Origin of the sequence: Bradyrhizobium sp. F1.13.3 (assembly GCF_040548265.1) — a bacterium.
Classification (GTDB): Bacteria; Pseudomonadota; Alphaproteobacteria; order Rhizobiales; family Xanthobacteraceae; genus Bradyrhizobium.
The window spans coordinates 70,386-95,624 of sequence record NZ_JBEPRI010000024.1 but is presented as its reverse complement, the minus strand read 5'-3'; the positions used below and the strand labels follow the sequence as shown (position 1 = coordinate 95,624).

Annotated in this window: 19 protein-coding genes; 14 read left to right on the top strand and 5 right to left on the bottom strand. The window is 60.0% G+C overall.

What is annotated here, in order from left to right:
• Window positions 1-108 precede the first annotated feature (108 nt).
• From ABIB66_RS39090 to ABIB66_RS39075, 4 genes are all read right to left on the bottom strand, one after another.
• Window positions 109-993, bottom strand: a complete 885-nt coding sequence (locus ABIB66_RS39090) for a nucleotidyl transferase AbiEii/AbiGii toxin family protein (protein WP_354258747.1) — start codon at window positions 991-993, stop codon at window positions 109-111.
• The gene (locus tag ABIB66_RS39085; protein WP_354258744.1) at window positions 986-1,630 is read right to left on the bottom strand and encodes a type IV toxin-antitoxin system AbiEi family antitoxin domain-containing protein; all 645 of its coding nucleotides are present in this window, start codon (window positions 1,628-1,630) and stop codon (window positions 986-988) included. Before ABIB66_RS39085 ends, ABIB66_RS39090 begins: the two co-directional genes overlap by 8 nt.
• Window positions 1,631-2,505: 875 nt before the next feature.
• The gene (locus tag ABIB66_RS39080; RefSeq protein WP_354258741.1) at window positions 2,506-2,859 is read right to left on the bottom strand and encodes a hypothetical protein; all 354 of its coding nucleotides are present in this window, start codon (window positions 2,857-2,859) and stop codon (window positions 2,506-2,508) included.
• A 256-nt stretch (window positions 2,860-3,115) separates the two neighbouring features.
• Window positions 3,116-5,488 (bottom strand): T6SS phospholipase effector Tle1-like catalytic domain-containing protein, encoded by a 2,373-nt coding sequence (locus tag ABIB66_RS39075; protein WP_354258738.1) that lies wholly within the window; start codon window positions 5,486-5,488, stop codon window positions 3,116-3,118.
• A gap of 482 nt (window positions 5,489-5,970) precedes the next feature.
• Between ABIB66_RS39075 and ABIB66_RS39070 the strand changes: the two genes are divergently transcribed.
• The 7 genes from ABIB66_RS39070 (at window position 5,971) to ABIB66_RS39040 (ending at window position 13,671) form a co-directional block, all read left to right on the top strand.
• Complete coding sequence (locus ABIB66_RS39070; protein ID WP_085394447.1) at window positions 5,971-6,171, top strand: hypothetical protein; 201 nt, start codon at window positions 5,971-5,973, stop codon at window positions 6,169-6,171.
• 528 nt (window positions 6,172-6,699) lie between these two features.
• Window positions 6,700-6,930 (top strand): hypothetical protein, encoded by a 231-nt coding sequence (locus tag ABIB66_RS39065; protein WP_275173080.1) that lies wholly within the window; start codon window positions 6,700-6,702, stop codon window positions 6,928-6,930.
• A 481-nt stretch (window positions 6,931-7,411) separates the two neighbouring features.
• Entirely contained in the window at window positions 7,412-8,002 is a 591-nt protein-coding gene (locus ABIB66_RS39060; protein WP_275173082.1) for a MobA/MobL family protein, read from the top strand.
• A gap of 14 nt (window positions 8,003-8,016) precedes the next feature.
• Window positions 8,017-9,039, top strand: coding sequence for a S1/P1 nuclease (locus tag ABIB66_RS39055; protein ID WP_354258734.1), 1,023 nt, complete (start codon window positions 8,017-8,019; stop codon window positions 9,037-9,039).
• A gap of 94 nt (window positions 9,040-9,133) precedes the next feature.
• Entirely contained in the window at window positions 9,134-10,240 is a 1,107-nt protein-coding gene (locus ABIB66_RS39050; protein ID WP_275173086.1) for a hypothetical protein, read from the top strand.
• 112 nt (window positions 10,241-10,352) lie between these two features.
• A complete protein-coding gene (locus ABIB66_RS39045) occupies window positions 10,353-11,279 on the top strand; it encodes a DUF3616 domain-containing protein (RefSeq protein WP_354258729.1) in 927 nt (308 codons plus the stop codon).
• A gap of 166 nt (window positions 11,280-11,445) precedes the next feature.
• The gene (locus ABIB66_RS39040; RefSeq protein ID WP_354237409.1) at window positions 11,446-13,671 is read left to right on the top strand and encodes a DNA/RNA non-specific endonuclease; all 2,226 of its coding nucleotides are present in this window, start codon (window positions 11,446-11,448) and stop codon (window positions 13,669-13,671) included.
• Window positions 13,672-14,525: 854 nt separating this feature from the next.
• Here the strand turns inward: ABIB66_RS39040 and ABIB66_RS39035 are convergent.
• On the bottom strand, window positions 14,526-14,729 hold the full coding sequence (locus tag ABIB66_RS39035) for a cold-shock protein (protein WP_085360348.1): 204 nt from the start codon (window positions 14,727-14,729) through the stop codon (window positions 14,526-14,528).
• Between the two features lie 570 nt (window positions 14,730-15,299).
• Here ABIB66_RS39035 and ABIB66_RS39030 point away from each other — a divergent pair.
• The 7 genes from ABIB66_RS39030 (at window position 15,300) to ABIB66_RS39000 (ending at window position 25,234) form a co-directional block, all read left to right on the top strand.
• Entirely contained in the window at window positions 15,300-16,826 is a 1,527-nt protein-coding gene (locus ABIB66_RS39030) for a hypothetical protein (protein ID WP_354258726.1), read from the top strand.
• 30 nt (window positions 16,827-16,856) lie between these two features.
• Window positions 16,857-17,018 carry a hypothetical protein gene (locus ABIB66_RS39025; RefSeq protein ID WP_354258723.1) on the top strand — a complete coding sequence of 54 codons (162 nt, stop codon included), beginning with the start codon at window positions 16,857-16,859 and terminating at the stop codon, window positions 17,016-17,018.
• A 128-nt stretch (window positions 17,019-17,146) separates the two neighbouring features.
• On the top strand, window positions 17,147-17,464 hold the full coding sequence (locus ABIB66_RS39020) for a hypothetical protein (protein WP_275173093.1): 318 nt from the start codon (window positions 17,147-17,149) through the stop codon (window positions 17,462-17,464).
• A 1,500-nt stretch (window positions 17,465-18,964) separates the two neighbouring features.
• Complete coding sequence (locus ABIB66_RS39015; protein WP_354258719.1) at window positions 18,965-21,208, top strand: multicopper oxidase family protein; 2,244 nt, start codon at window positions 18,965-18,967, stop codon at window positions 21,206-21,208.
• Between the two features lie 29 nt (window positions 21,209-21,237).
• Window positions 21,238-21,720: a hypothetical protein gene (locus ABIB66_RS39010; RefSeq protein WP_354258716.1), complete on the top strand. Its 483-nt coding sequence runs from the start codon at window positions 21,238-21,240 to the stop codon at window positions 21,718-21,720.
• A gap of 237 nt (window positions 21,721-21,957) precedes the next feature.
• Window positions 21,958-23,058 (top strand): hypothetical protein, encoded by a 1,101-nt coding sequence (locus tag ABIB66_RS39005; protein WP_354258713.1) that lies wholly within the window; start codon window positions 21,958-21,960, stop codon window positions 23,056-23,058.
• 709 nt (window positions 23,059-23,767) lie between these two features.
• Window positions 23,768-25,234 (top strand): hypothetical protein, encoded by a 1,467-nt coding sequence (locus ABIB66_RS39000; RefSeq protein ID WP_354258710.1) that lies wholly within the window; start codon window positions 23,768-23,770, stop codon window positions 25,232-25,234.
• The last annotated feature ends 5 nt before the right edge of the window (window positions 25,235-25,239 follow it).

Genomic DNA, 25,239 nt, shown 5'->3' with positions numbered 1-25,239 from the left:
AGCAGGTGCTGGTGCTGGCGATCATGGTGATCATGGGCACGGCGATGATCATCCTGACGCTGATGGTGCTGCTGCTGGTCATCATGATGATCATCATGATCGCCCCGGCTAAGGCGCCTTCTCCCCGTCCTTCAGGGCGCGAGCTTCCTTTGCGCGCGGCATCAAGAACTCCGCGAGCGTCTTGGCCACATCCGTCAGCGGGCCCGGGTCGACCGCGACCTGTCTGGTGAACGCCGCCCACTGATCCTTCTTGCCGGCATCCTCGGTAAAGGCCGAGGTGAATGCATCCGGCAGTGCGGTGGGAATGTCGGTCTTGCGGCGCGCGAATGTCGCCTTGATGGCGCGAGCCAGCGTGTCGCCCTCGAACTTGTAGGAGCGGATCAGCACCCAGACGTCGTAGAAGTCTTTCAGGCGTGTGTTGGCGAGGCCAAGCGCGACCATCGCCTGGAATTTCTCGGCGATGACGGTCTCGCGCGGATAGGAGCGTAGCTTGGGAGCCGGAAAATCCAACAGCACCGGGAGGTCAGTTTCCTGCACGCCGGGCTCGATGGCGTCGCCGAATGCGATATCGATTAGGACGCGAACGCGGGCATTATCGACCGTGGCATTGCCCTTGATCCGGACGCCGCCGTATTCGTTTTCGTCGCGGATGCGGTCGACGGTGAAGCTGGCCGGGTCGAAGATGACGCCGTCGGCGGCGTCGACGGCGGCGATCTCCTTGAAGATCGCCAAGAGCGCGTCGGGGTCGGGATCGCCCGAGCCGAGAAGGTCAAGGTCGCGCGTCGGCCGGAACTGGTTGTCGATCCAGGTCGCGAGCAGCATCGCGCCCTTGAGAACGAAGCGGTTACGATAATCCGTCGAGCCGAGGCGATAGAGGAGCCGTTCCAGCACGTAGCGGGTGAGGAGAAGGTCGAAGGGTTGATTGCGCTCTCTGGAGAGCGTGAGCAGTCGCGCGCGAACCGAGGCAGCGACATTCTTGGGCGGGTTAGCCATTGGCGGTCATCGCTTCGATATAAGGTTGCATGGCCTTCCAAACCCCGGCTTTGCGCGCGAAATCCGCGATCTCCGAAGGCTTGGCCTTGCGGGTTCGCAGGGCCTCGCGCAGGCCTTCGAGCGCGAGGTTGAGGCCGGTGCTGTGACGGTAGCGTGTCCCGGCGCTCCGCCGGTAGCGAAAAAGATCGACGACGGTCTTGGCGGGGCTGAAGATCTTGACCGGGCAACCTTCGATCGTATGAATCTCCACGCCCTCCTGAAGCCGCTCCGGGTTGAAGCGAACGAACTGCATTGGCGGATTGGTTGGAAGGGACTGACGGTCTTTGGGACCGATGGCAAGCCAAACCATGGAGGGGATGGTATCGGTCAGGTCATGGAAAGCGAGCGCTGAGGTCAGCGCGACGACCCCTTTGGGTACGCGTTTGGCGGCTTCGGCGAGGGAATGGTGCGTATCGATGGGCGCGTCGGGCAGTTGGTAGAGACCGCGCCCGAGTTGGACAACGAGGCCTTTTTCCTTCATGCGGGCGATAGTCGCGGCCGTGATGCCTACTGTGGCAAGCTCGGAAGGGCGCGCGATGCCGCGCTCCTTGAGGAGTTCGATGACACGGTCTTGTTGGGTCGAGGATGGCTTGGCCATGGCTTATGATCCGATTTGTCGGATATATCCTATTTATATCCTGCATTTCATATCATACAGAACTACCGCTAACAACCCGCAAATCGTTCCGCAACCCCTTGATAGATATAGACATCCTACGGGCCAAAATCCGATCTGGTACGCCCCGCTGCCCGCCGCAATTGTCGGCCACGGCCATGCTGGCCGCGATCGCGTACATGGCCGCCGCACGGCTATCTGTCGGGACACGCGGCCGGGATAGATGAGAGCGCGCAGGGGCGCACGTGCAGCGACCGGCAAGCCGAGCTTGCCAAGGCGCTACCCGCCGACGTGCAAGACCTGTGGGACGCCTTGCTGGGGTTCACGCAGAAGCAGTTGATGCGCCTGCTCGCACATTGCGCGGCCCTTGCGGTCGATGCGGTCGTCCGTCCGGGCGCAGGCTCATCCCCGCCCCTGAAACACGCCGAATCATTGTCCCAGGCGGTCTCGCTGGACATGGCGGCGCACTGGCAGCCCACCGCCGTCAACTACCTTGGTCAGGTCACCAAGGCGGTTATTGTTGAGGCGGTCCGCCAAGGGGTGTCGGAGGAAGCCGCCGCGCAACTGGCGGACTTGAAGAAGCCCGCGATGGCCGAGGCCGCTGAGCGTTTGCTGGCGACAAGGGCTGGTTGCTCACCGTACTGCGATTGCCGCAGGCCGTTAGCACCGCAGCGCCGATGGCTGCGTAGACGTCACGACCACCAAACGAGCCGGAGCCGCATGCGCGGCTCCGGCTTTGGCGTCCCAAATTTTCGCCGCGCGCGACCAGCGCGCGGCGTCAGCCTATGGCCTCTAGGCACACCTTGCGCTCGATGAGCTGCAAGTCGTCCGCAACCAATCGGCCGGTCTTCCAAACTCTATGACTTGGCGTCGGACGGCATCGCCCCGAAAACGAGTGTCAACATTCCGAACACGGCGGCTCCGACAATTGAGATGCCAATCATCGCGAATTTGAGCCATGTAAGAGCAGTCGCTCTCCGGGCATCGTCATCGCGGACGATTCGCTCCGGCCGGAGAAGCATCCGAAGCATGAAATCCTCGCCCACGTCGGAGCAGCCGTAGATGAACCCTACCATGCCGCCGAACATGGCGAACGACGATACCAGCGGCGAACCGATTTGCTGTACGGCCACAACCCAGGACAGCAAGCTGAAAAAGCAAGGCCACGGCGAAACCGAGGTCAAGCACCAACACGCGATCACGGTACACATCGAGCGCAGACTTCCCGAACGTTGTCGGCCGTTCGAGCCCGACTCTCTTGAAATCGGCGAGATCTTGCGCGCTATACCCGCGCCATCGGCGTTCGGGCACTTTCATCGGGGCGATTGCCTGATCGACCGCCTCCCTGAACCGATGGTTCGCGCCGAAGAAGACGATTGTCGCTACGCCAGACACGACCAGCCCGGCAATACAGACCCCATTGAAATCCATCAGATCCCCATACGCTCACGTCGGCCCACGCCATCGTTATTTGGACGGCTTGATGAAGAACGAAACGCACCCCCCGTTATCGCCATAAAGCCACTGGTATTTACGTGGGAGAACAAGAACGGCATCGTTCAAGTAAAAGAACAACTCGCCCGCCACCTTCGGCGTCACATATTCAGATATTTTCTTCACCCGTCGGTCGGGGTCAGGTTCGAGGAAGTCCACTTCACTACCTAGCGCGCCATAGCGCGCCACCGGTTGGAACCAGGGCTGGAAGTAGTAACGCCGCAAAGGTGATGCGAGCATATGGACAACGGTCCCGGTCCAGGACAGCTGTGTTCCGTCATCCGGATTATGGAAGGTCGAATAGCCACGTGCATCCGTGACGACGCTGCCATTGTGCAAGTCTCCCGCCCCCACCTGACATGTTGCGCGGCTGGTAGTGTAGTCCTTGTACTGCCTGGCCAGGGCAATCGGGTCCGGGTTGGTCCAGACGAGGTATCGCTCTAGGCGCCCCACTTTATAACCGGTCGAAAAGCAAAGGTCGGACGCATCGAACGAGACCAGCGCGCCGGCGTCGGGGACAAATTCAAGCCTGTCCGTTGGCTTGCAAACCAGCCCCGCTTGATCAACCGCGGTCAACGCAAGTCGATTACCGACCGTGACTACCAGATAGACGATGACAACCGCGGAAAGTACCGGAGCGAGATAGTAGCGCCATGCCGTGCGCACACCGACAAGAAATAGCTCGCGCCCATGAGGGCTGGCGCTGGGAGCCGCTGATGGCGCGATAAGCTCGCCTGCGAACGCATCTCGCCAAAGTGCGGTCATCCGGTCATCGATCGCAGATGCGACCCGTTTGCCGCCGAAGAGCAAAGCGACGATGACACCCCCCAGGATCAGGAACGTCACCGGATATTGGGCGTAGGACACCAACCACTGCGAGACCCAGGACGGCAGGAAGCCGGACAGGGTTTGGATGATGTCTGACACCCACTTGAGCGCATTGACCCGCTCGCCCAGAGGATCGCTGCGCCCCGTGAAGGGAAACAGCACGAAGACGATGGTCGCCGCCAGCGTGAGGAAATACAGCCCCGCGCGCAGGTAGACCAATGGCCAGATGAACTGCCGCTCCGCGACGACGCGGCCTTGGGCCTGATCGGAGGTTTCAGGGGTGCTGATTGTCGGCCCCGATGCCCTCTCCGGAAGGCTGTCAATTCGGAAGCGGACGCAGCCGTCTGGAGCGATCTCAGGCGACACGACATCATAGTTGTGTGGGATTCCGATGGGCGCATAGACGTGTGCGTTGTTCTTAATGCGCCGCAAAACCGTCTCGTGAATCTTGGGCCTCGCGACGTAGACCTCATCTCCTGTGGTCCATGAGAAGCTTTGGCGGGTCAGTCGGGAGATCCGCCTGGGGCCGTATCGGTAGTAGCTGCCCGAGCCAGCGCGAGAGTCGTACAGTCGACCATCCTTGTCCTGCGCTTGTTTGGTTTCGGCCACGGCCGCAGGATCGGACGTTTTGAAGGAGAGGCCGCAGGCCCGCGCCTCTTCCATAATCCAGTAAAGCGGAATGTGCGCCAGTGAATCGTCCGGGTAGCCGCCCCCGACATTGGCATGGACGCCGGCAAACCAGACCTGCGTAAGCCTTTCATTGGATGTGTACCGGGTGGCTCCCGTCGGCTGCGGCGGCTCGCGACGCTCATTCCAGAGAACCGGGTGGAAGGTCGTTCGCTCATCATCCAAAGACAAAGCGTGGCAAGCACGTTTCACGTCGGGATGAAGCGTGTGGCCCGGGAGTTCAAGCGGCCATATCCATTGGCTCACTCCCTGGGTCATCTCGTCAACCGGAAGTCCGTACGCGGCGACGGTGTCCCAAAGCCCCAGAAAGCGAATGATTGGCGAGTGCCTTCCTGCGGTGGCTCCCGCAGAGGGCGCAGACATCTCCCGTCCCAGCAGCTTCTTGAGCCCCTGAATCATCAGGTACCAGTTCGTATGGAAATGTCTTTTATGGTAGGCGCGATAAGCCGCCTTGGCCTGCCGGTCGAGTTCGCTATCCGAAATGTCCTTCGCAGGAATCAGACCCTGATCCAGGATCAAACCTATGGTCACGCGAATGGTGAATGCGCCGCGGCTGAATCCGAATGCGTATATCTCATCTCCCGCAGCTCGGTAGTTGCGGCAGGCAAACTTGTAGAGCGTGATGACGTTGCGGCGAAGGCCTATGCCGAAGGCTCCGCCAAGCATCGCCAATGGCTTGAACGACGACGTCCCCACGCCATCGTCGTAACAGGCAACCTGGTCGTCCTTGGTGAGATCGAGCGCACTGAACATGCGCCAAACATTGGTCCGCCAAACCTTTGCCGATGAATTGCCAGTGCCATCGGAGAGGAGCACGATCCGTCTTGGCATGGTCTTCCCTCAATCAAAAATGAGATCAGCGTTTGCGCCGAAAGCGCGGAAATCGCCCACAACAAACGGTTGCAATACCCGTTAGTTGAACGTCCCGCCCCGCACTAGTCAAGGCTGATCTGCCGTGGCTCACAGCAATTGTAGCGCGGCAAGACGTGCTTAGCCCGACGCCCGGAAGATTCGGAGAGCCCCTCCCTTAGTCCGCATGTTCAGCCTTTCTCTCACCGACAGCCAGAAACCCCGCAGGCGCGGTCCTATTGCGTCTCAAGCCCCTCCCATGGTGCGTCTAACCCCAATGCATCGGCCAGCAGGACGGGGAAACTGGCGCCGAGGCGTGTCGGCGCAAGGCATCCAACCGTATCCCGCAAGCGGGTCCCTCGGCCGGACCCTCCGTTCCGCCGCCGCTAAATCCTCGTTTTCCAAAGATTTCCCGTCCGGCCGCTATTGGCGCAGCCGGCAAAAACCAAACGGGAGATCGTCAAATGAAACGCAACGAAAAGAACCAGCGCCCACATGGAGTTTATGTGGTCGAAGGACAGGGCGACAACGCCTTCTGGACCAAGATCGGCGCCGCATGGCCGCACGAGGACGGCAAGGGCTTCAACCTCCAGCTCAGCTGCCTGCCTCTGGATGGCCGCCTGGTCGTCCGCGAACCGAAGGCCGACAAGGAGACGGGGCGATGAGCCCCGTTTCCCTCTCCGCTTCCTAGTCAAATGCTTTGACTACGAAGAATGGGCGATCGTCGTCGAGGCTGCCAGCCGCGAGGACGCGATCCGCAAGGCCGAGGCCATCTATCTCACCGGCTGTCTCGGCACCATGGACGGCTTCGAGCTGGTCCGCAGCGACTTCGGCTGGGACGCAAGGCCCCTCGTAAGGGAGGTGCGCTCATGAGCGCCCTACCCGTCCAGGACATCTGCAACACCGTGCTTGCCGGTGATTGCGTCAAGGTCAAGCCGCATGGGCACCGCGTGTGTGGATTTCATTCTCACTGAGCTAAGGTTGAATTCAGCGTACTAAAACAAAGTCAAAGGGAGCACGCCAATGGTGGCGTGCTTTCTCATGTAAAGCGGTCACTACCGCTCTACTCAACGCCAGCGACTTCGCTTTCACGGAAACGCGCCAACTCAGGTGTGGCAACTAGTGTCCAGTTCTCGCCAGCCGTTCAGGGGATCCTAGCGATCTGATGTTTAGCTTAAGCTGAGAGACGCAACATGGACGAGCAAGCGCGGATTATCCAAGCTCTCAGCTTTCTCGAGCGTTGGTACAACTGTTACGACGAATTGGTGAATAGCGCTCCTCCCGAGAGCCTCGGTGGTGCCACTGGCCACAACATCGCAAGCCGGGATGAGTATGCGAACGCGATTGCTGTCATCAAACGGTTACAAGGTCAGCCACTAAACAAAATGCCCGTCGAGATCGCCGCGCGAGCTGATTCAGCGTGACCGGCTCGGATGGGTAAAGAAAAGCCCGCTGCCGAAAGGCAGCGGGCCGCCAGATGAAGACTTCAAAGGTTGAGCGCCCGGGTCTTCATCCAACAATGGGAGGTATCGATGTGGAATTAAATCGATAATGTAAAAGAACAAGTGAGACGAGTGGTGCCGGGTTCAAGCCGGCACCCTCTATTTCAGAAGATACTTTTGCGTCTCTAGTATAAAAAAACCATTCGTATTTGTCGCCCTCGAATCAAAGGGGGGCCGGGGGATTTGCCCCCGGCCGATTTGTCTGACCAACGACATCGGGCCGCTCGGCGAGATATGCGTGAATTCGCGTCATGGCATGATGTTTTCTTGCAGCTTACCCAAAGGACGAAGAGGCTTCGCCAGGTGAATGGCGCACTTACACATCACTTCGCGACATCGGTGCGCGGCCGCCACGGCGGCCGGAAGAGTCGCTGCGCGACAAACAAGAACAAGAAAGGACTGTATGGCATCCTACCATTTATCCGCTCAGCCGGTGAAGCGCTCCGAAGGGCGCTCGGTGGTCGCGATGGCCGCCTATCGCGCAGGCCAAGCACTGAAGGACCATCGACGCGGCACAGTGGCCGACTACAGCAGGCGACGCGGTGTCGCCCATGAGGAAATCGTTGTACCCGAGGGATGCGCCGAGTGGCTGGCAGACCGTGAGACGCTGTGGAATCACGTGGAAGCCATCGAGGTGCGCCGGGATGCGCAGCTCGCCCGGGAAATCAATATGGCGCTGCCCATGAGCTTACGCCTGAGGAAAGACTTGAGCTGGTCCGGGTATACCAACACGCTGAGGGCGGACTTGCGTCCGGACGACGGCAACGAATTCATCATCGCCCGACTTCCCGATGATCCACGCATCATCGTCGCGTCGCCTTGCTCCGGTCACCGGGCGAAGTTCGCCAGCGCGATCGGCGCCATGCTTGCGGACATGTCGCTGGATCCAAGGGCCAAAGCGCCCCAAGCATTTCGGCTCGATAGGCTCAGCGGCTTCGCGAATTGGTTGACAACGACAACCTCAGCGGGCACGATACAATTTGTTGTTAGATGACGAGCAAGGCTCATATGCTCAGAATCATTTTCTCGCTCAATTTCTTGCTTTGGGTATTCTGTCCGACCGCCTCCTCCGCCTGGGGATTTCAGGGGCACCGCATCGTGGGATCCATTGCGGATCAATTGTTGAACCCACGCGCGAAGCTACAGGTCGCGAAGATACTTGGCTTCGAACTCCGGATCGCCGGCCCATGGGCCGACTGCGTGAAGAGCGTCGTGCGAAACGACGACGGCACCTTCGAATACAAGGAAAACCCCGATCATCCGGAGTACGAAATCCCATGCACTTCGTTTCGGACCTCTGGCGAGCAGAAACGGATGGAGGATTATGTCGGGCGGAACTGGACTCAATGCGTTTATCCGCCGACGGGCCAGGAACGGGGGTGCCACAACACGTATCATTTCGACGACATCGCCATCGAGCGCGACCGGTTCGATCGAGGGTTTCTCGGCACCAACGAGCACGACCTCGTTGCCGCAATCTCTGCCGCCATATCGGTTTTGAAAGACCGGCCGGCGACGGCCCCTTTTTCGATAGCGGACAAGAAGGAGGCGCTTTTCATGCTCTCCCATTTTCTGGGAGATCTGCACCAGCCCTTGCATGTTGCCGCCGTGTACCTCGACACCCACGGACATCTGGTGGATCCCGACGCCGTCCATCGCATCGACCCATCAACCGACACCGTGGGTGGAAACAATATCCGCGACCAGCACACCCCATTCCACACGGAATGGGACGCTATCCCCGGTGACCTCGGGGAGGCCGCAACTCCCGCACTCCTTTCCGCTGCCAGATCGACCCCGCCAAGCGGAGGAGTTGTCGAGGATTGGCCGGCTCTATGGGCTTCGGACACCGTCGCCGTCGCTCACTCCGCTTTCGCGGGTGCCAATTTCAAGTTCGTGTCGCCCCAACACTGGACCGTCTCGTTCGACGACCGAGACGCGTATCTGGCGGCCCAAGACTCTATCAAACGGCGACAACTGGCAAAGGCAGGTGCCAGGCTGGCTGAACTGCTCAACGCTATCTGGCCCTGATCTTCGAACCGCGCGTCACCTCGGAATTCAGGACGACAGGTGGTCGACTTAATTCATTGGGCTTCTTGGATTTCACGACAGGGAAAGGTTGACGATGCAGCTCAAGAGTGCGGAAGGGCTCTACACATCGGCACAGCTTCTCGAGGGCTTCAATCCATTCGATCGGCTCGGCTTTACATTGACCCGCGATTTCGCGGTGTTTCGCCAATTCTCAAAGGACGGCGGCCCGGTACCAGCATCGCTCGAGATACGCAAAGCGCAGGCGGATCATGATACTGACCTTGCAGACGCTCTGAAGCGGTTTCTTGGGGAGGTCAGGCGGCCGCTCTTGGGCATCATGGGAGGGCACGCTGCAAAAAGGGGCGGGCAAGCCTTTGCTGACATCGCGCACTTGGCGAGAACTCTTTCCGAGGAGGGCTATCTCATCGTGACGGGGGGAGGTCCCGGCATCATGGAAGCGGCTCACCTGGGTGTGGCTTTTTCAAAGAACGACGCTTCGGATCTCGAAAAGGCGCTCGCGAAACTCGGAAAATATCCCAGCTATGGAAATCTCGACGGTCTGTTCGATCACGACGGGACCGTGAAGAGGGAAAAGATCGCTGACGTCGAGAAGGCGAGGGACTGGCTGCAATCCGCGCTCGAGGTGCGCTCCTACGCGCCGCCGATCATGCCGTTGAGCGTGGCGATCCCGACATGGCTTTACGGCGCGGAGCCAACAATGCCGTTTGCGAGCCACTACGCCAAATATTTCCAGAATAGCCTTCGGGAAGAGGCGCTGGTGAACAATTCGCGGGCAGGCATCGTCTATGGCCAGGGAGGCGGCGGAACGATGCGAGAGGTATTCCAGGATGTGGAGAGAAACTATTACGCGGGCTCGGCAAAGGAATTTACGCCGATGATTTTCTTTGACAAAAGCGGATATTGGAAGACCGAGGCTGCGTACGAAGGCACGGCGCTGAAGACGCCGGGAATCAAACTGGACGTCATCATTCCTTCAATCCTGAAATTCGGGATACGTCAGCGCCTGAACTTGGACGATGCCGGACTCAAGCAGTTCACGGACAAGGTCTTGTTCAGTGACGATGTGAATGAGATCAGGGCAGTGCTGGCCTTGAATGCCGATACCGCGAAGGAGAATATGGGCTTTGCGTTGCAAGCTCAGCCGAGCAAGGTCCCCAGTTTCCGGATGAACAGAGTATGACGGGCAGTCCGCCAGTGCGGGAGGCCCTGCGTCGCCGCTTGCCTTCCATGGCCGACGTCCCGGGAGCGGCATTGCGATGAAGCGGACTTCAGTCCCCGATAGCGCGCAAATTTTGATCCTCGCGGCGATCGCCTTCCTGCTCATCACCTCACCGACGAGTGCGCAGAACGCAATCAACTACCGAGGAATCTGCAATGCGTCCGCGGCCGTGCCTCTGGATCAGGATCATTTCATCGTCGCGGACGACGAGCATAACACGCTGCAGATATATCGACGCGACCTGCCCGATCCGGTCTCGACGGTCCCCGTGTGGCAGTTTCTCGGCACCGACGAAGACAAGGAGTCCGATCTGGAGGGATCAGCGGTCGTCGGATCGCGGATCTACTGGATTTCGTCGCACGGGACCAACAAGAACGGCAAGGTTCAGGAGCGCCGCCGACGGTTCTTCGCCACGGAAATCGTGGGCGGGCGGGTTCCGACGGTGACGCCGGTCGGAAAGCCCTACGATCTGTTGGTCGACGATCTCGCGAAACTCCCCAGCCTTGCTAAATACAGGTTGGCGGACGCTGCGAAGCTTCCGCCGAAATCTCCGGGCGGACTGAGCATCGAAGGTCTAGCCTCGACAGCCGACGGGGGGCTTCTCATCGGATTCCGCAATCCAGTGCCGGGCGGAAAGGCGTTGATCGTACCGCTCCAAAATCCCGGGTCTGTGGTTCAGGGTTCGCGCGCATCTCTCGGCGCTCCCATCGAGATCGATCTCAAGGGTCAGGGAATAAGGAGTCTCGAAAGGGACGGCGACAGCTATCTGATCGTTGCAGGCCCGATCGACGGCAGTGGTGTTTCGAAACTCTATAGATGGTCAGGTGGAACGGCCGATGACCCGAGCCCGGTCGCTGGAATCGACTTCTCCGGCTTCAACCCGGAAGCGCTGTTTCTCGTTCCGAACCGTTCGGAACTGCAGATATTGAGCGATGACGGAAAAACGGATGGCGAAAAATGCAGCGAGAAGAAATTCAGAAGCATGATCGTCGCAAAGTGATTTGGCTCGACCCCAAGCCGCTCGTTCCGGGCCCGCGGAAGTTCTGTCTTAGACGTCCGAGGATTGCGTTACATTTTGAAGGTAGGTCACGATGAAAGCCCCACCGAGAATAGCAGACGCTGCGAGGAAGCGGATCACCGACGCCATCGCACAGATACGCCATTCGGTGAGCGCAATCGAAGCGGGAAGGCCTGGCGACGCAGAATACGAGACCTCACGAAAAGTGCAGGTGCTGCAGGCCCGAACCGGCGTATCCCTTGACGAGGCTGCCCGCGTCGTCGCGAGACCCGACGAGGGAGCCGAGCGCATCTGGGGAAAGACGGTCGATTTCGTCGATGTCGCCTTCTTTGAGCGCGGCCGCCGAGCCGCGAGGGCAGTCGCACGCATCGTCACCAAGGACGGTGCTCCGCTCGGAACAGGCTTTCTGATTTCGCCCCGCCTGATGATGACGAACAACCATGTCATCGGATCGGAAGCCGAGGCCGCAGCCCTAGTCGCAGAGTTCGAATACGAGCGCGACGTAGGCGGCAGAATGCTCGCCCCGACGACCTACGAGTTCGAACCGACCACCTGCTTCGTCACCAACAGTCAAGACGATCTGGACTACACGGTGGTTGCGCTCGGCCGGCGAATTTCCGGAGCCACTGAGCTTGCGGCGCTGGGATACCTTCCCGTGAGCGCTGCCCGCAACAAGCATCAGCTCGGAGACTTCGTCAATATCATCCAGCATCCCGACGGCCGACCCAAGGAAGCGGTCATTCGCGAGAACCAACTGGTGGCCAGGAGCGGCACGACGCTTGATTATGTTGCAGACACCGAGCCCGGCTCCTCGGGGTCGCCCGTACTCAACGTTCAGTTCGCGCTTGTAGCCCTGCATCATTGGGGCACGCCACACCGCGAACTGACAGACGAGAACGGCAAGACGATTCCCAAGACGGTCAATGAAGGAATCCGAGCCAGTTCCATCTCCTCCGACCTTACCACTTTGCGGACTTCGCTTCAGTCGGGGCCAAGGTCACTGATCGACGAGGCATTGCAACTCGGATTGTCCAGTGATGCGCCCGCCGCGAGCGCGCAAACGGCTGGCGAGGCATCGGCGCGGGTGCAATCGACGCCGATGGTCGCCCATGTCCAAGAGGGTGTCGCGACCTGGAAGATTCCACTGTCCGTCTCGATCTGGATTGGCGATGCGCCATCAGCGCAAGTGGTTTCAGTGGCCGCGTCCGCGCCGGGGACCGGCGCGGCGGAGGCGCGCGTCGAACTCGATCCGGATTATTCTGACAGGGATGGCTACGATTCCGAATTCCTTCCTGGTGCCGAAGTTCCACTTCCCAAGCTGTCGCGCGATCTCGCCAAGCTTGCCGCCAAGAACCTGAGGGCCGGCCGCAACGAGGATCCTTACGAACTGAAGTACCATCACTACAGCGTCATCATGAACGGAGCCCGAAAGCTTGCCTTCGTCTCCGCGGTCAACATCGACGGAGCGACATCGAAGGACTACGACCGCTCGACGGGTAAGATCACCGACCCAATGATGGGCATCGACGGAGACGGCGCGTCCGAAGCATCCGAGCTATGGTTTCCCGAGCACCGCATCCGCGACGACGAGCAAACGCCGAGGGACTTCTACGAGGGGCAGACGACCTTTGATGCTCAGGGAAACCAGATACTCGACAAGCGAACGAGCGGACATCGTAACCGGATGTTCCAGAAAGGCCATTTGACGCGAAGGCAGGATCCGTTGTGGGGTGACGACGAAAGTATCATCAAATTTGCCAACGCCGATACCTTCCATGTGACGAACTGCTCTCCGCAGGTAGGTTTCTTCAACATGGGAATATTCAAGCAGGGCACGAATGCGGAAATGCGAGCCGCCTCGGAGAAGCAAGCTGTCCATCCGGGTGGAAATCTCTATTGGCGAGCACTCGAAGAATTCGTGCTGACGAATGCCCGCGCCGAGCGCGAACGGGTCAGCGTCTTTACCGGGGCGGTGTTCGACGACGAGAATGACATCCCATGGGACCGCGGCCGGCAGGAGATGCGCGGCTTCAAGGCGCCTCGGCAATTCTGGAAACTGTTGCTGAGGGTCGAGAACAATGAACTTCAAGCCACCGCTTTGGTTGCGGACCAGTCACCCCTGATAGACTACGTTCCCGAGGCTCTGCTTCGTGGTGAGGCAGTTTCGAAGCCGTTGCCGTACGACAAGATCAAGAAATATCACTTCAGTGTTGCGGAACTCCAGAAAGTCACCGGCCTTGCGTTCGGCGCCACCGTAATGAAGGCCGACACCTTTGGCGCCGGCGGCAGAAGCGCTTCCGGCCGCCGTGAGGTGCGTCGAATTGAGGACGTCGCGATCTTGCGGCCTCCACAGACCAAGAAGCGTCGAAAGTAGCCTGTCGAAAGTCGACTTAAGTTGGCCGCACGTTCACTTCAGCAAGCGGATGATCTCGGCGAGTGAATCGCGATCGCCTAGCGTTTCCTAACGCTGCGAGGCCTCGTTGAGGAGTTTTCACGCCTGCGCGTCACAGTGCCAAGCAGGAGCCTCGCGAGCGTTTTGCGCGCGTATGCACCGTTTTCCAGATCGTCCGCTGAGACAATTGAGACCGCTCCTCTGAATGCCTCAATCGCGAAATCAGGCCTCTGAAGTCTGAGTTGAAGGTCCCCCCGGAATACGAGCCCTGCTGCGTCGTTCGGAGTGCCGAGTGCGCTTATCGCCGTCAAAAGGAGCCGCTGCGATGCATAGAGGTGACCAAGGCAAATCGATGGGCAGCGTTTGCAGTGCCAAATCGGCCCCCGTGCTGCTTGGAGGTCCGCACCTTAATCCGCAGCACGGGGGCAGAGCGTATCGGCACCACGGCCGACAGCGGGGTCATGATGCACGTGCCTCGAGGGGACGCAACAAAGTAAGTTTAAAGCTCAGCGCTGTGGCGGGCGGTTGAAGCACCATCGCCTCGCGTGCGGACTGGCACTCCATTTGCTCTGCAATGTCAAATCCTGCAAAAGCAATTGGAGAGCATCTTGCCGCCGGAATCGGAGCGCGCCGCCTGAGTAAATTGTCACGCAAAATCCCGCCGGCTTGGGAGCCGGCGGAGTCTGATTGAGATTGTTGACGATCGGCGGGCACCGATCACTGGATTGGGTTAGCAGAGTCGCCGGCCCAGCGCGAACCAGCGGGCCTTGATTTTTGAGACTAATAAGCGGGGCTCACTAGCGCACTGCCTTAACTTTTGAAGCGCCCTATATGGGCTAGCCGACCCTCAGATTTTCAGCGGACGTTTTGCCCTTGTTGCTCATTTCGTCGTAGCTCACCCTCGCACCCTCATTGAGCGTGCTCAGTCCCGCCTTTTCGACGGCCGAGATGTGAACGAAAACATCCTTGCCTCCATTGTCAGGCTGGATGAAGCCGTAACCTTTCGTCGGGTTAAACCACTTTACTGTACCTATGGTCACGCACGTCTCTCCTAAAAAATGAAAACGTCCCAGCTTGCCAGAAGCTGATCACAAGGAAAAGAGGCCGGCGGCCCCTTCCGCGTCATGGCAAGAAGTTGCGCTCGCGCAACAACCGTCCAGGTTCCGCCTCGGAACAGATGTTTTGAGACTCAACCGGCAAAAGCGAATAACGACGGTTTATCGCGCCGCTATCGGGAGACGACGGTGCTCCCGTCCTTGGGGTAGTCTGGTTTCTTGAGGGTTGGGAAAGCGCCGCGATGGATACTCAACCCAATCTTTCAATGCACCTAAAGCAGATACTGGTTTTTGCTCTTCTGGTTGCTGCTCTTTTTAGGCCATTTTACAAATACAAGCTGACTTCAGTTTCGTGGACCCTTTTGGTTACTCCGCCACTGATTGTAGCCGCGATGGTTGCCTTGCAGATGGTCCGTGGCTAAGGACCACTCATCTCGTCACGCGCTGCCACAGATAAGACTCATACCTCGTGCGCCACATGCCCGGTTAGTATGCCTCTTTCGCTCAAGGCCTCTGCCTGAGATCGGCCCGGCTTGAGGATGGCGGCCGCCCTGGATGGCCTCGCTCGTGCCGCAAGGGATCAACGTGGGCGTGCAATTCCCGCTCGCGGTGACGGATCTCGCCACCCCCTCCCCCCGCTGGGACGAACGGCGCATCGCGCAACGCGCCGAGTTGCTCGCCGGTCAGATCGGTGGACTTGCGACGCACACGATCGAGGGAAGAGAGAACTGGGAGTTCAAGCTGTGGCCGGAGCTGTCGCGGGAAGCGCAGCGCAGAGTAGATTTCGCGCTTGCGCGCGACGGGCTGGGGTCGGTATGCGCCGCGAACGAACCGCGTCGCGACCGTGCACGGGACTATCAGTTCGCGGTCGAGGCCGCACTCATCGATCGCAAGCGCGCCTGCGCGCCCGTCTTCTTCCTTGAGCAGGGGCCAGAGGTCGAGGCGCTCTATACGGTGACGAATCCGGCCACCCATCTCGACTTTGGTTTGAGCGAGCTCTCCGATCAGGCAATCCGTATATATCTCGTCGGCCTCGCGTTCGCTTATCGCGAGCTCACTGACGCGGATCTGCGACGACGTGCGCTAGAGGCGGCTATACTTTTGGTCTCGATCCGCGCGGAGAAAGGTGTGGTGCGCGAGGCGGACTGGCTCGCGTATATGCGCTTCCTCGAGGACGTGGCGAAGAGCCCGCGCCTCGACGTCGCGGCAGATAACGCGACGTTTCCGCGGCTCAACGCCTGCGCGCGGAGTTGGTGTGAGCTTGCCGAAAAGCTCGCGGCCTTTTTTGCCGCCGGGGCCGCGGGCGTCGGCAACGGCCCCGGAATGCTGACGTGGCTGATCGCGCGCGTAACCGATCGACGTGATGCCGAGGGCGACGGTGCGCGCAGCTGGGCGCTCCCGGCCCTGTTGTTGCTCGCGCGCCACGGCGATCTCGGCCAGGCCGAGTTCGATTGGATCATCCGCTTTTTCCGATTCATCGCTATAGGGGAGCCGATCTGGATCGATCCGATCTGGCTGCCACGCTTTGCCCGCGTGCTCAAGTTTCGATCATCCTGGAAGGGTGGGCTCGAACGCTGCGCGTTTCACATTGCTGGTAGCCACGTTGCCTGCTCAGACCTGGATGCGGACATGGCCGCCAATATCCTGAGCGCGCAGGGAGGCTTTCTGGAGCCGTCGGAGCAATCGATGCTGCTGAAACGGCTCGATGAGCGCATGCAGCAGGACCGCATCGCGCTCTACGGCTCGCAGATCAGGGACGTTGGATGCTGGAGTAAGCTGCCGGACCGCTGGCTCAAGGCGTTGGAGAGCAGTCTTGACTACCAGCTGCGCATTATGCCGGCGCGCGCGACCGATCCGCTGACCGGAGTGAGCGTGATCGAGGTCACGGATATCGCGGCCGCGCATGCGCTAGCGGCGTCGATTTTGGGCCGCGCGGATGAGAAGACCAGATTGACGGTTGTGCTTGCGCGCTTTGCGGCAAACCATTGGTCGTACGAAGGGCTGCAGCTGCTGTTTCGCGCGCTCGCGGTCGCATTGGCGGCCCAGGATGCATTCACGGTGGATCGTCTGCTCGCATCGTAAGAGAACAATGCGTTGGTACGCAGCGCTGTGTTGGAAGCGTTGACGATCCGGGCGAGCGAGGGGCTGCTGCACGATCCTGTCTTTTCAAGCGCGCCATCCTATCTGCGGCTGGACGCTATGCTGGTCGCGAAGCATCTGATTGCCCAATACACATTCGAGCTCGACAAATTATGTGAAGGACCGGCGCGCTGAAGCGCGTCAGTGGCCCGCCGTAATCCCCGGCTCGGGTGCGCCGGCGAAGTTAGCAAATACTGGCACACCCTCACGATTGCAATCGATGCGAGAAAGACGCCGGGGGAAAGTCCATGGCAGAACCAACGTTGGTCGCGCTGATCGGATACGTCGATCGGGATCGAAAGACCAAAGAGCAGACCCACATCATCACGATGGCGGGTCGCAGACCTTCCATTCCAAACGCGTCGATTACATCGCAACATTCAATCGAGCCGGGCGCTGGCGCCACGGTGCGCTTCTTTCTCGCCAACGACGCCATCGTTTCGGCGGAGATGCTCGCCAAGGACTTGCCCGAGGGCGAGACGCACGGGTCATCCGATACGGCGCGCAGGCGGCGGCTTGAGCTGCGTTCGGAGGTGGCAGCACTTGAGGGCGACACGAGCGTCTCGGCCGATGCCGCATAGTTGGGTCGCTGTTGCATCCGACCGTTGCCATTGTCGGGAGCATGGCCGACCCCACGTTGGGGCGGTGTGCGAGCGGCTTGTGGCCGCGTCGCGACCGGTTGTCATCGACTACTCTGCCTATCTGATAAGATGCGCGGCGAGCGTTAGACTTAAGCCTTCGAGCAATGTGCGCTTGGCGCTTGATGATCCGAACATCGACGCTTTGGATCAGGTTAGGACAGTCTGGTGCAACCCGCTGGCATTTGCGCACCGCGAGACGGAAGACCACGAGCGTCGACGGAATCTCGACATTCCAATGCGAATTCTTCTGGACGGGCTTCCTGGCGCTCTTACCGCCGCACACGGTCTGGTACAACGACTGGCGCGCCGACCATGCGGCCGACCGCAATCTGTTGCAGCTGCGCGTCGCAACCGAGCTGGGGTTCGCCATTCCCGACACGCTGGTCTCCTCCTCGGCCGAGGAGGTCGCCGCCTTCGCGCCACTGCAGGCAAATTGTCTTCAAGAGCTTCGGCGGCTCGCGCCGATACTGGCGTCCGACTGCCATCTACTCCTCGAATGCGATCGCGGCGCTATGGAAAGACGGCAGCTATGCTGGCAGGTACGCAGACCCTGGTCACTATCAACGATGACAACTTCTCGCTGGAGGGCAAAGGGTTTCACGAGTTGCTCCGTCGAATGGGCGATGAAGGGTATGAGGCGATCTCGTTCTGGGCGGAGAATGCGGACGGAGATCCCCGCAAGCCGCGACACGTCGCAGCTGGTCATGCGACCGATACGCCGAGGCGTACCATGTCAACGCGACTGAGTTTTGGCGTGTTCGGGCGACGCCCATACCGCCGCGTGTCGAAAACGCCGTGCCAGCAACACCATTGCCGCCGCGGAACCAAATACTGGCCCTGAGTGCAGCAGCCGAGCTCGCGCAGACACCCGGCCTGATCGGCTCCCAGGTTGTCCGCACCACCTTCCTGTGCCCATCCGGATTTGCAGGAAGCCGTCGCCTTCGTGGACGGCGTACCGCTTCATGCGGTCCTCGCATCGATGTCGACATTGTCCACCGCGGCCGAACTGACCGCAATCTGGCGAACCGCATTTTTGCTAGAGAAGGCCCTGGCCGTTCTGGGTTGGCTTTGGCGGAAGGGCATCATCACGGCCGGACTGGAAGGTCCGGCGACCGCCCGCAGAAGGAGCTGAAACAGTCTGCGGATCAGCCGGCGCAGCTGCCTCCGAACGGCTGTTTGATCGTCCCTATGTTACCGGCCGTCCTCGCGGAGCCGGAAACGTCCTCTGACCAGCCATTCAATCAATGGTCGCATCTGGGGTCTTCGTCGCTGGCTGCGTGGAATGGATTGACTACATCAGAAAGGCGCATGTAGTATCAATGGCAACGTGAGGTCGCTCACGTCTTTTTATGAGTTCGAACGACTTTTTGAATCGATTGAATTTGGTCCGCGCTTTCGTGCGCGGCGTCATGTGCGCACCGTTGTTTGGGTAGTCACGCGATGCAACGCTTAAATCCGTGGGAAGCGCGGCTTCCGATCCGGTTTGGCCAGGCTGCATGGCTGACCGGGGTAGCCCTGGGTTTCCTGCTTCAGCCGGCAATCGGGGCAGAGCTCGTTCAGCCACCAATCTGCTCTGAAGCAACGGCAGGACAGCCTGATCTCGCCGGCATCTGCTCCATTACGCCGCTCGCCAATGGTCAAAACGAGGTGGAGATCACTCTGAAGGCAGCCAGCGCCGAGATCGCCATGGGCGGCTACAAGGTCACCTCCGGAAACTACAATTACAACTATCTGACGCCAATCGTTGAAGCGATGCCGGGCGATACCGTTTCGGCGCACCTGATCAACGCGCTGACCTCCAGCACCAACGGCAGCATGCACGACCACAATGACGGTTCGACGAACCTTCATTTTTTTCATGGCGGGCTCGTATCGCCGAACAACGCGCGACCCGCGCCCGCGGAGCTTGGCACGGGCGACAACGTCTATGTCCATCTCAAGCCCGGCCTGAGTTTCGATTACAAGGTGCCGATTCCGGGAAAGACGCCGATCCCCGGCAATGACATGATCGACGCACGCGTTCTCGAAAGCACGGGACTCATCCCGCACCCTCTTGGGCTGAATTGGTATCACTCGCATCTGCACGGGATCTCGTCCGATCAGGTGATGGGTGGAATGTCGGGTCTGCTTTCGGTCGGCGAAGCAACGGCCAACGTGAAGGCGGGCTGTCTGCCGGATCCGAACGACAAGGAGAAATGCTCCAACGACGTCGCGAAGGACACAAGCGACCTGAAACGCATCACCATGGTGCGCTATGCGCTGCTCCGGGACATGCCGGTAATGAACATCGCCAAGCTCCCCGGCGAGGCGAACGGCGATGCTGCGACGTGGGATCCAGATCCGGCCGCGCGGGATTTTACTCCGGGCAAGTCGTGCGGGGTGTGGAAGCCGGACGGTTCCGGACCGGACCTCGATCCGAAGCTGCGAACCGGCTTCTGTCAGCGCGAGCAGACGAAGGCACTGCTTTTTACGGTGAACGGGCAGCGATATCCGACGATCACTGTGGAGGGCGGCAAGAATCTCCTCCTCCGGCTGGGCAATCTCAGCGCCAACATCCCGTACTGGCTGGAGCTGCGGAACGAGGACGCGGCGGACACCAAGCCTCTGCGAATGACGATCCTCAGCCTCGATGGAGTAGTCCCGGCAATCCCCATTGCACCCGGGCAGGCACAGAAACCAGTGCAGGCCGTCGACTATGACGATGTGCTGATGATGCCGGCCACGCGTGCGGAGATCTACGTGCGCAACGACGACAAGCACGAGAAGCAGCGGGTCTATATTCTCAAGACCAAGCAGCACACGGTCGGCACGGGGACGGACGAATGGCCGGAGATCCAGCTGGCCCGTATCGTGCTGGAGCCAAACGCTACGACCAGCAACGTGCCGATCGCATTGAATGCTGCCGTCGCCACCCTTGGTCCACCCCAAATCCCGAGTCCCGCCCTGGCGGTTGAGACGGCGGAATTACCCCCGGGATGCATTCGCGATCTGGACCCGGCGTTTCGTGAGTACCGCCGCGTCTGGTTTCTGGATGGCGTCAAGACTACCGACGGGAAAATGACAGATTGGAGCGTTTTCACCCAGATCATACGCCCCACCGGACCGGACCCGCAGGACGAATCGATGCACAACCCACCAGCGGACGAAGATCCCGACAAGACGACGGTCGGGCTTAACGGAGGGGGCATCCCGTTCGAGGAATATGTCGGGAGCGATGGGCTGGTCGATTGGACGAACAAGAAGCATGTGTGTGTCTTCATCGACAAGAAAGCTCACGAGGGTAGCCACAAACAGCTTTGGGTTCTGTCCAATCAAACAAGCACTCTGCATAATTTCCACATTCACCAGATGAAATTTCGCTTGGCGACAGCCGATGAACTCAACAGCTATTTCATAAAGCCTCCCGATTCGGCGCGCACCTGCGGCCAGGGCGCATGCCCGGCGGACGTGCCAAACTATGATCTCTATGACGATCAAAAAAATAGCGACCTTGATCCCGGCGCGACGCGACGCTGGCACGATACAATTCCGCTGCCTCCGGGGCAGTCGGTGTTCGTGGTGATGAGCTTCGATACAAGCCAGCAGCTCGGACGCTTCGTTTTCCATTGCCATATCCTCAAGCACGAGGACAAAGGGTTGATGGCTCCTATCGAGGTCTGGGGTCCCGGGCTAGCAGCGCAATAGCGTCAAAACGCCAAGTGAGGAGGAGACCAATGAGGACGTTGTCAATGCCGCTTCCGATCGCGAGCATCATTCTCGGTGCAACTCTGGCATTTGCGGGTGCAGCATCTGCGGCGGACACCCATGTGATCGGCGTCCAGGGGCTCGCCTGGACCTACAAGGACAAGAAATCGACGGCTTCCACACCTCTCCCCGTCGATGATCTGAAGGTCGGTGACATCGTCGAGGTTCAGATCCCCAGCGGGCCCGTCCATCACGGATTTGTCACCCTCAAGCGAACCGATGGCGGGCCTCCGGCCGAGGACAAGAGTCCCGTGCTTGCCTGCGACGACACGACGGCCAAACCCAACGCCGCGCTCCGCGAACTCGATTGCAACGGGACCACCAGCAAGTTCGGCGTCGGCTTCACTGGAAGCCTCCGACTGGAAGTCACGGACAAGTTCAAGGACCCGGTCGACTTCTTTTGTGTGGTCCACAAGGGCCTCATGCCGGGAGAGCTCAAGCTCGCGCCGTGAGATCGGCAGCGCTCGCGCGCGCCCCTTGTCGCTCGCGCCGAAGCACTTCGCATGCTCGTGCGGAGCGACGGGAGATTGATTGGAGGATCGATGGAAAGTCCCATCGCGGCTGCGATCTGCCCGATGGGCTCACTAATTGAGCTGCCATCGACGTTCTCGCATTTCGTGCGTCGCGGCGAACGCGCGCGACGATATCGATGGCCCGGATGTCGAGTTACTTAAGGAGTGGAAAGTCTCATGGCCAAGGCAAAGACGAAGAACTCGGTTACAAAGAAGAAGTCAGTTACGAAAGCGAAATCGGGCAAGTCCAAGAAATCAACCACCAAGAGATCAATCAAGAGGGCGGTCAAATTTCGTCCGATGAACGTTGTTACCACTTCGGGTTCGCCGGCTGAAAAGTATTACCGGGGCATGGCCGCGCCGATGGCCGCCGTTGTAGCGGCGACCGCGTCGACATTCGCGCCAACTCCCACGCACAATCTGATCAATCACGGTGGAAATATCATCCAGGACCTCGTCTATACCAATTTCTATATCGGTGGCGCATCGTCATGGGCGGCAAACGACATCAAGAATATCGACGACGCTTTGGCAGCCGCGATGGCGGACACCAACTTGAACAACGTCATGATGCAGTATTTCAAGAACAAGCCGATCACCACAACGTTCCAGCCCTCGCACATTCTGCCTGGCGCAAGGCCATCCCAGTTCTCGCAAGGCGACGTCGAACAGCTGGTCAACAGCCTTTTCCAGCAGGGCGCGCTGCAGGGTTTCGATTTCGGCTCGACCGTCTTCAATTTCCTGCTGCCGAGCGGAACGATCTTGACGACCGACGAGGATCCGACGACTGCAATCAGCCCGGTCGGCAATACCGCCGCCGCTGTTATTCCCGTCGAGGATGAAGCCAGCTCCCTGCGAGGGTTGGGCGGCTATCATGGCTCAATCCATCCGACCAGCAAGGTCACGATCTACTACGCTATCGGCGTCTTCTCCGAAACGCGGCCGAGCGGACCCGATAACGGGATCGTCGCGTTCGATCAGCCCTGGAAAAACATCGTTGCGACGTTTTATCACGAACTGAACGAGGCGCGGACCGACCCCGACGTGGAGGATGCCATTCGGGCCGGCAGCAGCCCCAATGCGGTCAAGTTTCTCGGATGGACGTCCGCGCAGGGTGAAGAGTGCGGCGACTTCCCAATAACCGAGGCTGGTGCGAATCTGAGCCGCGTGATGAAGGAGGTGAATCTCACCAATGGCACTCGAACGGTGCCCATTCAATTTCAATATTCGAATGCCGTAGCAGGACCCGAAGGTCCAATTCAAGCCCCCCATGTTTAGGGCCAGATGGCATGGTCACCCAGCGAGATGACCATGCGACGTTTCTCGACGCGCTTGGGCGTGTCGAAACGTAGACTTCTGAAAAATAGCAATCTCGTAAGGGCGATTTTCGGCGGCATTTGGTTAGCTACCCCCTATCCGCCGTCGAAAATAATTCGCTTTTCGACGCCGACGGCGCAGTGCATCCAAGCGTAGTGTGTCCCGCTTCTAATTGCGACTGCCACGATTTCGTTCGGCTTTCGCGCTGGGATGCGGGCTCGGTCTAGCGGCTGACCTTACGAAAGGCAGCCACCGTGCATCGGCAGCGATTTCGATCTCTTGGCCCCGCAACGAATCGCAATGTGGCAAAAGCGAGATCCGCAATTGTTCGCGCTGCAGCATCGTAAGCGGTTCTGCGACATTCCGCGCGTGGCAATCAGCAATAAATTGTTGCGCAACCCGAGGCATCAGTAGATAGTCAATACCATATTAGATTGTGACAAGAATACTTCATGAAATTGGGGGACGCTGATGGTTGGAAGGGCAAGCACCAAAGGCGTCGGAAGGGAGGCTCACCATGAGTCTCGGCCAAGATCCGCTTAATCCTACACGCTCCCATCCTCTATCGTATGCCGCGGCGGGACTCGATCGTCCCTCCGACTCCGCGGGTTCATCTCCATCCAGCCTTCGCGCCAGAGTGGTCGGTATAGATCCCAATGGAGGCCGACCCATGACAGACGGCGAGCGCGCGTCCCTGGGCGACCCCTTTTTCGAGCTCGTACTGGCGCGCGGGCGCTTCCCAGGGACGACTGCCGAACTCCTCGCCGTCCTGAACGAGTCGAATGACGCCCCCGAGGGCCTGCCTGAGCAAATGGTCTTCGTCGTCGCGGAAGCCGGCCAGATTCCATTCAACGAAGCGAACTCGCGGCTGCCAAGGAGTGTCCGCTACGTGGTCACCCGCGGCCGTTCCGCCAATGGACCAACAGTTCTGGTCAGCACGCGACCGCCCGCGACCGATCCGACCGCTTTTCTGCAGGTCGCTGGCTGGGACAGCCGCAACAAGGTGTTTCATTTCTACGAGCGCGCAGGAGACGCATGGTTGTGGGAAGGCTCCTCCTGGCACGCGTTCGATGATGCAGCGCGGGGCAAAGGGCCATTCGATAGCCACGTGAATGGCACGCTGGTCATGAAAGAACTGCGCTTGCCCTGGCTGCACTGGAACAGCACAGCGCAGGAGATCCCGCTTGAGTCCTTTCCGCCAGATCACCCGGTGAGGACCGATCCGCTTTTCGCTGCCCGCGAGAGCGCGGACATTTTGGAGCGGCGGGTGGTACGACCGGCCGTTCAACGCTGGACCCGCGCGCGCCTTGATCGCCTGCTCGGCGCGCCAGGCGGTGTCGCGGCGCCCAGGGAGCTGTTGCGCCACCTGCTCGCGGCCACATCCGTCAACATCGTCTCAAGCGAGGAGCGAAGCCGCGGGAGCAAGCCTGAGTTCGGACTGCCGGCCACTTTCTTCTTCGACGTCGAGAGCATCGTCAACCAGCTCGCGCTCGATATCACCGGACTCGGCCAGGCGTTTCAGGTGCGACGACCGGACTACGAAAGCGCCGTCGCCGCACTCGGGCTCGTGCTGAAGCGCTCGGATGCGGGCTTCCAGCAGGCCGGCGATGCCTTCTTTGCCTGGCCGGTTTCGGAGCGGGCATTCGAGGACTGCGTGGTCGTGGGCGAGCTCACGCGACGAGGCATCCTTTCTCCCGGCTTTGCGCTTGGGCTCCTGATGGTGGACGCCTGGAATCCGACTGACTCGGCCGCGCGTGAAAGTCTGCTGCAGTACGTCCCGGCGGGGACAACGCCAGCAGGCCAGATCGAGGCCGAAACGCGCAGGAACATCAACATCGCCGCGGCCGGCCTGCCTCCGGAGGCACCGGAACGCATCGCAGCCGACTACCTGACGCTGGACGAGGCAGCGATGCGCACACGGGCCGCCGCGGAGCTTGACGCGTTCGTTGTCAAAGTGCGCGCGCGTCTCGCGACGTCGCAAGGCGTTCTCGATTTCATGCGTGTCGCCGATTGGCGCAGGCGCGCTTTCCGCAAGCGCAAGATAGCTGAATTCGGCCTGACGCTACCGTTCAGCAACATCGACGAGAACGCGCCGCCCCTGGCAGTAACCAGGGATGCCGAGGTGGTCGAACGATGAGATTT